This is a genomic window from Variovorax sp. GW821-FHT10D07 (assembly GCF_059415325.1).
The window spans coordinates 658952-666844 of record NZ_JBWKMZ010000002.1 but is presented as its reverse complement, the minus strand read 5'-3'; the positions used below and the strand labels follow the sequence as shown (position 1 = coordinate 666844).

The 7893-nt window shown below is 71.7% G+C and carries 6 protein-coding genes; 1 reads left to right on the top strand and 5 read right to left on the bottom strand.

The genetic code is table 11. The features are described from left to right. Positions 1 to 87: 87 nt before the first annotated feature. Positions 88 to 1053, bottom strand: a complete 966-nt coding sequence (locus AC07PU_RS08460) for a tripartite tricarboxylate transporter substrate binding protein (RefSeq protein ID WP_495316695.1) — start codon at positions 1051 to 1053, stop codon at positions 88 to 90. 56 nt (positions 1054 to 1109) lie between these two features. After that, complete coding sequence (locus AC07PU_RS08455; RefSeq protein WP_495316694.1) at positions 1110 to 2234, bottom strand: TauD/TfdA family dioxygenase; 1125 nt, start codon at positions 2232 to 2234, stop codon at positions 1110 to 1112. Between the two features lie 94 nt (positions 2235 to 2328). Here AC07PU_RS08455 and AC07PU_RS08450 point away from each other — a divergent pair, with 94 nt between their 5' ends. Beyond that, positions 2329 to 3228: a LysR family transcriptional regulator gene (locus tag AC07PU_RS08450; RefSeq protein WP_495316693.1), complete on the top strand. Its 900-nt coding sequence runs from the start codon at positions 2329 to 2331 to the stop codon at positions 3226 to 3228. Between the two features lie 9 nt (positions 3229 to 3237). On the opposite strand, the gene AC07PU_RS08445 is transcribed toward AC07PU_RS08450, so the two are convergent. The 3 genes from AC07PU_RS08445 to AC07PU_RS08435 all read right to left on the bottom strand — a co-directional run bounded on the left by AC07PU_RS08445 (position 3238) and on the right by AC07PU_RS08435 (position 7890). After that, on the bottom strand, positions 3238 to 4989 hold the full coding sequence (locus AC07PU_RS08445; RefSeq protein ID WP_495316691.1) for an Ig-like domain-containing protein: 1752 nt from the start codon (positions 4987 to 4989) through the stop codon (positions 3238 to 3240). 226 nt (positions 4990 to 5215) lie between these two features. Continuing rightward, positions 5216 to 6739, bottom strand: coding sequence for an efflux transporter outer membrane subunit (locus AC07PU_RS08440; protein WP_495316689.1), 1524 nt, complete (start codon positions 6737 to 6739; stop codon positions 5216 to 5218). A 32-nt stretch (positions 6740 to 6771) separates the two neighbouring features. Further along, complete coding sequence (locus tag AC07PU_RS08435) at positions 6772 to 7890, bottom strand: ABC transporter permease (RefSeq protein ID WP_495316688.1); 1119 nt, start codon at positions 7888 to 7890, stop codon at positions 6772 to 6774. Positions 7891 to 7893: the final 3 nt, after the last annotated feature.

The window sequence follows — 7893 nt, the reverse complement described above, 5'->3', positions numbered from 1 at the left end:
TCGGTTGTCGGCAGCGTAAGGTGGGGAGAAGAGACAGGCCCGCCCCTCGGCGTTGCGCTCCTAGCGTGTGCGGACGCACACGCGTCGTCACGCGCCTTGATGGGCGGGCTCTGGCGAGCTTCGCGACCCCCTGAATAGGGTTAACAGGCCCTGGCTGCGCACGAAGGCGCCGAACTCGTCGGGGCCGGTGCCCATCGGCACCAGGCCTTCGTCCCTGAAGCGCGCGCGCATGAGCTCGGAGCCCAGCGCGGCGCGCGCGGCGTCGGCGATGCGCGCCACCAGCGGCGCGGGCATCTGCGCCGGCCCGAACAGGCCATACCACGAGCTGTACGCATAGCCGGGCAGCACTTCCGCCACGGCCGGCACGTCGGGAAAGGCCGCCAGGCGCTTCTCGCTCGTCACGCCCAGGGCCTTGAGGCGCCTGGCCTTCACGAGCTGCTGCACCGTGGCGACACCCGCGAAGGCCAAGTCGATCTGTCCCGCCACCACATCGGCGATGGCCGGCCCGGTGCCCTTGTAGGGCACGCCCACGATGTCGATGCCCGCGTCGCGCTTGAGCATCTCGCCCGCGAGGTGGTTGGCGCTGCCCATGCCCGCGATCGCCACGTTGAGCTTGCCCGGTTCGCGCCTGGCCAGCGCGATCAGCTCGCGCACGTCGTTGGCCTGGAGCGTGGGCCGCGCGATCAGGATGGCCGGCAGGCTGGCGATGCCCGCGAGCGGCGTGAAGTCCTTCTGCGGATCGAAGGGGAGGCTCGGGTACAGCGAGGCATTGATGGCGTGGCTGGTGTAGCTCAGCAGCAGCGTGCTGCCGTCCGTGGGCGCCTTGGCCACGGCCAGCGCCGCGATGTTGCCGGCCGCGCCCGGGCGGTTCTCGACGATGAACTGGTGGCCCAGGCGCGTGGTGAGTTCCTGCGCCAGCGCGCGCGCCACGATGTCGGTGCCGCCGCCGGGCGTCGCGCCCACGAGCAGTCGCGTGACCTGCTGCGCGCGAACGCCGAAGCTCGCGAGTGCCGAGGCGGTGGCGCCCGCGGCGATGAATCTGCGTCGAAGCATGCTTGTCTCTCTTTCGTTGTCATCGGGGGCCGGGCCGGCCGGTGCCGGCGCGCGGTTCAGGCCAGGGCGTCCGCCGCCAGCCGCTTCGGCCGCCAGGGCTCGAGCCGCATGTTCAGGGCCTGGGCCTGCCGTTGCTCGTAGGCCAGGAACTCGGAGGTGATCGCGCTGCCGCGAACGCCACCGCGCACCGCGCCGGCACGCACGTCGCCGTAGTACTCCTCGAAGGCAGCGGGCAGCGGTTGCGACGAGGGGATCGCGAGCCACAGGCGCAGCAGGTGGCGCTTGTCGTCGGGCGCCTCGAAGTCCTCGAAGGGCGTGCGCGAATGCAGGGTCACGTAGTTGTTGAGCAGCTGCAGGTCGCCGCGCTCCAGGGTCATGGAGTAGCACAGCAGCGGGCTCGGCATCAGCGCGTCGAGCAGGTCGAGGGCCTCGACCTGCTGCGGCGTGAGGCGCGGCACCTCGGGGAAGTCGCGCTGTGCCGCATCGGTGTTCTTGCGGTTGGTGCGGGCGGCGAAATGCACCGGGTCGCTGCCGAAGATCGGGCAGCGGTAGAACGGCGGCTGCGACGGATCCTGCGTGCCCTGGTAGCTGTGGAAGAAGGGCTGCTGCAGCACCGGGATCAGGTCGGGGCGCAGGCGCTGAACCTCGTCGCGCAGCCGGATCGAGCTGATGACCTTGCTGGTGCCGCCGCTCTTGGCCGTGCGCCGGCACAGCAGGCCCACCACGTCGCACGAGTCCTGGTGGAAGTCGAGGCCGGCGCTGGTGTTGTAGCCGCGGCCGCCCTTGACCTTGTAGTCGCCGCCTTCGTCGCGCACGTCGTTCATGACCTGGCTGGCGCGGTTCTGCGTGCGGCCGACGCCCATGTGCAGGCTCATGCCCCAGTAGGCGGTGCGCGTCTCGTCCTCGCTCCATTCGTCGACCGGGAAGCCCTTGAGCAGGCACATGCCCCAGCGGCCCTGCGTGGTCGCGATGGCGCGGGCCAGCGCTTCGCGCGAGGCCGCGGGCAGCGGGAAGTCGGCCTGCGTCATCGAGAGCAGCGGCTTGCCGAGCGCGGCCGCATACCGCAGCGCCGAGCGGAAGCCGTCGACCTCCGTCTCGCTGAGGCGCTGGATCCAGGAACTGTCCTGGCGCACCTCTTCGGCGGTCCAGGCGAGGGGGGCGGCGGGTTGCGTGTCTTTCATTCGATCGGGTCCTCGGGTGTCGTTCGAAAAAGTCTAGGACCGCGCGATGCAAAGAAAAAGCGACACTATTTCAAGTCTTAGATAAGGAAATTTGATGAAGATCGATGCCTTCTCCACGCTCGATGCCGTGCTGCGCGGCGGCACCCTCGCGGCTGCCGCGCACGAGATGAACCTCACGCCCAGCGCCATCAGCATGCAGATGAAGCAGCTTGAGGCCTACCTGGGCCAGCCGCTGTTCGACCGCTCGGGCCTGCAGGTCAAGCCGATGAAGCTGGCGCACGAGGTCTCTTCGGTCATGCGCGATGCGCTGCAGCAGCTCGAGTCGCTGCGCAAGCGCGCGACCGTGAGCATCGAGGGCAGCGTGCGGCTCGGCGTGATCGAGTCGATGCAGCCCATCGTGCTGCCGGCCACGATGCGGCTGCTGCGCGAGCGCTATCCGCGGCTCGAGCTGCGCCCGGCGCGCGGCCGCAGCGCGTCGCTGATCGCGGCGGTGAAGGCCGGCGACCTCGATGCGGCGCTGGTGGCGCAGCCCGAGAGCGGCGGTTCGGCGCGGCTGCGCTGGCAGCCGATGCTGCGGCGCGAGCTGGTGCTGGTGGCGCCGCCCACGGCCACCGAGAGCTCCGTGGCCGCGCTGTTCAAGCAGTACGACTGGATCCGCTACGACCGCTCCACCGTCACCGGCACGCTGGCCGCGCGCTTCGTGAGCACGCAGGCGCGCGAGAAGCGCGGCACGCTGGAGTTCGACAGCACGCCCGCCATCGTGGCCATGGTCAGCGGCGGGCTCGGGATCTCGGTGGTGCAGATCGCGGACCCGGGGCTGGTGGCCACCTACCCGGTGCGCATCGTGCGGCTCGGTCGCGGCGCGCCGATGCTGCAGCTGTCGCTGGTCACGCGCAAGACCGACGACGACAGCCGCACGCTGGCCGCGATGCGCGAGGCCATGCACACGGCGCTGATGACGGCGCAGCGGCAGCGCAGCGATCGGGGGATGTAAGAAGCGGCGCTACAGGTCCTCGGGCCGCAGGCCGCCATCGACGCGCACGGCGCCCGACACGGCCGCGATGTTGCCGGCCGCGTCCGAGGCGCGCACCTCGATCACCGCATGGCCCGCGCGCGCCGGTGTCCAGGTGCAGACGTAGGGCGCGGCGCGCAGCGTGCAGACGGTGCGGCCGTCGGCGATGAACTTGAGCTCGGCCACTGCCACGTTGTCGGCCGCGCTCGCGGCCAGGCGCAGCGGCAGGCCGGCGGCGGCGGTCGGCGGCGCGACGAAGGCCACGGTGGGCGGCAGCGTGTCGGCCGGCGGGTTGACCATCACGTTGGCCGAGGCCAGCGCCGTGTTGCCGGCCGCGTCCATCGCGATCACGCGGATGGTCTGCATGCCCGGCGCGGTCGGCGTCCAGCTGCAGGTGTAGGGCGGCGCGGTGAAGCTGCAGATCGGCAGGCTCTGCGCGCCCATCACCTTGAGGCCCCACACGCCCACGTTGTCGACCGCCACCGGCGCCAGCGTCACCGGCTGGCCCACGGTCGCCATGGCCGGTGCGGCCAGCGAGACCACCGGCTTGTGCTCGTCGGGCAGGCCCAGCGGCAGGTCGATGGAGAACATGGCCTGGCCGCGCACCGCCTTCTGCTCGAAGGCATCGAAGATGGTGAACCAGCTCGCGCCCGGCGCGCGGCCCGGTGCCTGCGCCTTCACCAGCAGGTTGGTCTTGCCGACCGCGAAGCAGGTGAAGCCGCAGCGCCAGTCGAAGACGAAGCGCCCGCCCGCGTCCGACACGCCCTGCGCGATCGGCTCCAGCGGCTTGCCCGCGCCCGGATCGCGCCATACCCAGACCTGTGCGCCGGGCAGCGCCGCGCCGCCTTCGCGCTCGCTCACGCGCACCTGGGTGGCGGTGGTGCCGGCCATGAACTTCGAGCTGCCGAGCTTGGGCCAGTTGCTCCAGTCGGTGTCGAGGTTGGCCTTCGTGCCCTCGGTGAAGCGGATCATCTCGAGCGTGGCGACGCGGTTGGCCGCGGGGTCGAAGCGCTCCTCGAACACCGTGCCCAGCAGCGGATCGAGCCGCCAGTGCTGGCGCGGCCACCAGTAGCGGTCGGCGGGCTTGGTGAGGTCGAGGTCGGCCTTGGGCGCGACGTCGGTGGTGTCGGCCACCGCGATCGCGTTGTAGTACTCGCCCGAGCCGGCGCCGAACACGTGCTCGAGTTCGTGCAGCAGGGTCTTGAGCTGGCGCCCGAGGTAGTCCTTCTCGGTGGACTCGACGGCGCCGGGCGCGATGGCGCGCGACAGCCGCAGCGGGTCGTGGATCGCGGTCCAGTTGAGGTTCCAGGTCGCGCCGCGCGCCGGAAAGGTCCAGCTCATCGTCAGGCCGCCATGGCTGTAGCCGCGCGTCGACTTGTTGATGCAGACCGCGATCTCGCCGTTGACCAGGCCGTTAAGGCTGCACTGCGGTGCCTGGGCCGGCGCGATCCATTGCAGGTCGGCGGCGGGATCGAAGCCGAAGCCGCGCACCGATTCGCGCGTGAAGACGGTGTTCACGTCGGCCACGTACTGCGCGAGCCGGCGGCCGGCCTCGGCGCCGCCGATCTCGGCCGCGAGTTGCGGATCGACGAAGAACTTCAGGCGGTGGACGCTGGCGGTGCCGCGGCCGATCTCGTCGAGCACGACCGCGCCCGCGGGCGATGCGACCAGCAGGGCCACCGCCCCCAGCAGGGCGGCGCACAGCCGGCGTGTACCGGCTTGCAGCGAGGAGAAGGCTCGCATCGGTCTTCCCCGCGGCGGGGGCGCAAAGCGCGAACGGTCGGCGCCGGGAGCCGGCCGTTCGCCGTGCGCGACCCCCGTCGGGCGGCCCTGCGATGCAGGGGGTGCCGGGAGTGCCGATCGGGCCGCGCCTCAGGGGCGCGCGGACAAAACCCATCCGTCAACTACCGAAACCGGTAGTAATTCTAGATGGATTGTGTGTTTGTGTTTCAAACGTTGTTGCAATGTATCAAATTGGCGGCCCCGATGCCGCCGCGGCGACCGCTTCCTCGGGCGGCGCGCTGCCCAGCGCCTTGCAGACCACGACCCAGTCCACGGCCAGCCGGCTGCGGCTCTTGGCCCGGTCGCGCTGGGCCTGCAGCAGGGCGCGGCGGGCATCGAGCGCCACGCCGAAATCGGTGAGCCCGCCCGCGTAGCGCGCCTGCGCGAGCGCCAGCGCATCGGCGCTCTCGCGCTCGCGCTCGGCCAGCTCGGCCTGGCGGCGGCGTTCGGCCGCATAGGCGCTGAGCGCGCCATCGATCTCGTGCCAGGCCTTGAGCACCGTCTGCTGGAAGGCCACCGCCGCTTCCTGCTGCTGCAGCTCGCGCAGGGTCACGGTGCTGCGGCGCCTTCCCATGTCGAAGATCGGCAGGCTCAGCGAGGGGCCGACCTGCCACTGCCGGCTGCCCCAGTCGCCGAAGCGCTCGTGGCCCACCGACTCGTTGCCGAAGCTCGCGCCCAGCGTCACGCGCGGATAGAGCTCGGCCACCGCCACGCCCACGCGCGCGGTGGCTGCATGCAGCTGGGCCTCGGCCGCGGCGATATCGGGCCGGCGGCGCGCGAGTTCGGCCGGCAGGCCCAGCGCGAGTGCGGGCAGGGCGCGGTCTTGCGCGGTGGCATCGGCCGGCGCGCCGAGCTCGGCATTGAGCGCGCCCGGCGCGGCGCCGAGCAGCAGCGTGATCTGGTTCATCGCCTGCGCCTCCTGCTGAAGCAGCGCCGGAATGCGGCCGCGCAGCTCGGCCAGCAGGCCGCGCTGGCGCACCGGGTCGAGTTCGGTCACGAGGCCGCCGCGCGCGCGGGCCTGCACCAGCTCGAGCGACTCGCCGGCGGCCGCGAGGTCGGCGCGCGCCAGTTGCAGTTCGCGCTGGCTGCCGCGCAGTTCGACGTAGTTGCGCGCGACCTCGGCCTGCACGCTGAGCTGTGCCTGCCGCAGCAGCGCGGCCGACGCGGCGCTGTCGGCATCGGCGGCCTCGACCGCGCGCCGCACGCGGCCCCAGAGGTCGATCTCCCACGAGGCGTCGAAGCCGGCCTGGTAGAGGTCGAAGGGCTGCGACAGCGAGCGGATCAGTTGCTCGCGGTTGCTGGCCGACGAACCCAGCGCATCGATCATGCGCGTGGCCGCGCCGCTCTCGCTCTGCCGCTGGCGGTTGATGCCTGCGCTCGCCTCGAGCTGCGGCCCCCGCTGCGCCGCGGTCGCGCTGCGCTGCGCGCGGCTCTGTGCGAAGCGCAGGGCGGCCGTCTGCAGGTCGTGGTTGGCCGCGAGCGCGCGCGCCTGCAGGCTCTCAAGCAGCGGATCGCCGAAGGCCTGCCAGTCGCTGGCGGCGGCCGAGGCGCCGGCGCGCCGCTCGGCGCCGAGCAGCGCATCGGCGCCGCCGTGCCAGGCCGACCAGTCGGCGGGGGCCGGCGCCTCGGCGGGGCGATGGTCGGGGCCGACCGCGCAGCCCGACAGCGCGAGGGCGAGCACCAGCGGCGCGAGGGCATGAGGGATGGACATGTCTTCTTCTCCAGACGTGGAATGGCGCGCGCTCAGGCGAGCCGGTTCCGGAACAACCAGGCCGCCAGCGGCAGCGTGACCACGGCGATGACCGAGAGCGGAATGAGATTGGCCGCCACCGTCGAGAGCCCGACGCCCTCGAGGTAGACGCGCTGCACCAGGTCGATCGCGAAGCGCAGCGGATTGGCCAGCGTGGCCATCTGCAGCACTTCGGGCATGTTGCGCACCGGCGTGGTCAGGCCCGACAGCAGCATCATCGGCATCAGCAGCACGAAGGTGTAGAGCATGGCCTGCTGCATGTTGGCCGACACCGCCGAGATCGACAGCCCGATGCCCACGCTCGCGACGGTGAAGAACACCAGCCCGGTGTAGAGCGTGAACAGCGAGCCCGCCATCGGTATGCCGAACCAGAAGCGCGCCACCAGCAGCACCAGCGAGGACTGCACCAGCCCCACCAGCACCGGCGGCAGCGCCTTGCCGATCATGATCTCGAGCGGCGACATCGGCGTCACCAGCAGCTGGTCGAAGGTGCCCTGTTCGCGCTCGCGCGCCACCGACAGCGCGGTCAACAGCAGCGTCTGCACCATGCTGAGCGCGGCGATCATGCCGGGCAGCAGGTTCCAGCGCGTCTCGAGGTTGGGGTTGAACCAGGCGCGCGACTCCACGGCCAGCGGCGCCGGCGCCAGGCCCGCGCGGCTGCGCAGCTCGGCGTTGTAGCGCTCCACCACCGCGCCCACGTAGCCCGCGGCCGAGCCCGCGGTATTGGAGTTGCGCGCATCGAGGATCAGCTGCACCGGCGCGCGCTGGCCGGCCGCGAGCCGCTGCTCGAAGTCGGGGCCGAGCTGCACCACCAGCAGCGCCTTCTGCGTGTCGATGACCTCGCGGATGTCGGCCTGGGTGCGCAGCGTGGCGACGCGGTGGAACACGCCGGTGCCGTCGAGCCGCGCGACCAGCTCGGTGGCCGCGCCGCCATGGCTCTGGTCGAGCAGCGCATAGGGCACGTTGCTCAGGTCGTAGGTGGCGGCGTAGCCGAAGATCAGGCTCTGCATCAGCGCCGGCACGACCAGGATCACGCGGCTCGCGGGGTCCTTGAGGATCGCGAGCAGTTCCTTGCGGCAGAGGTTGGCGATGCGCAGCAGGAAGTCGAGCATGGT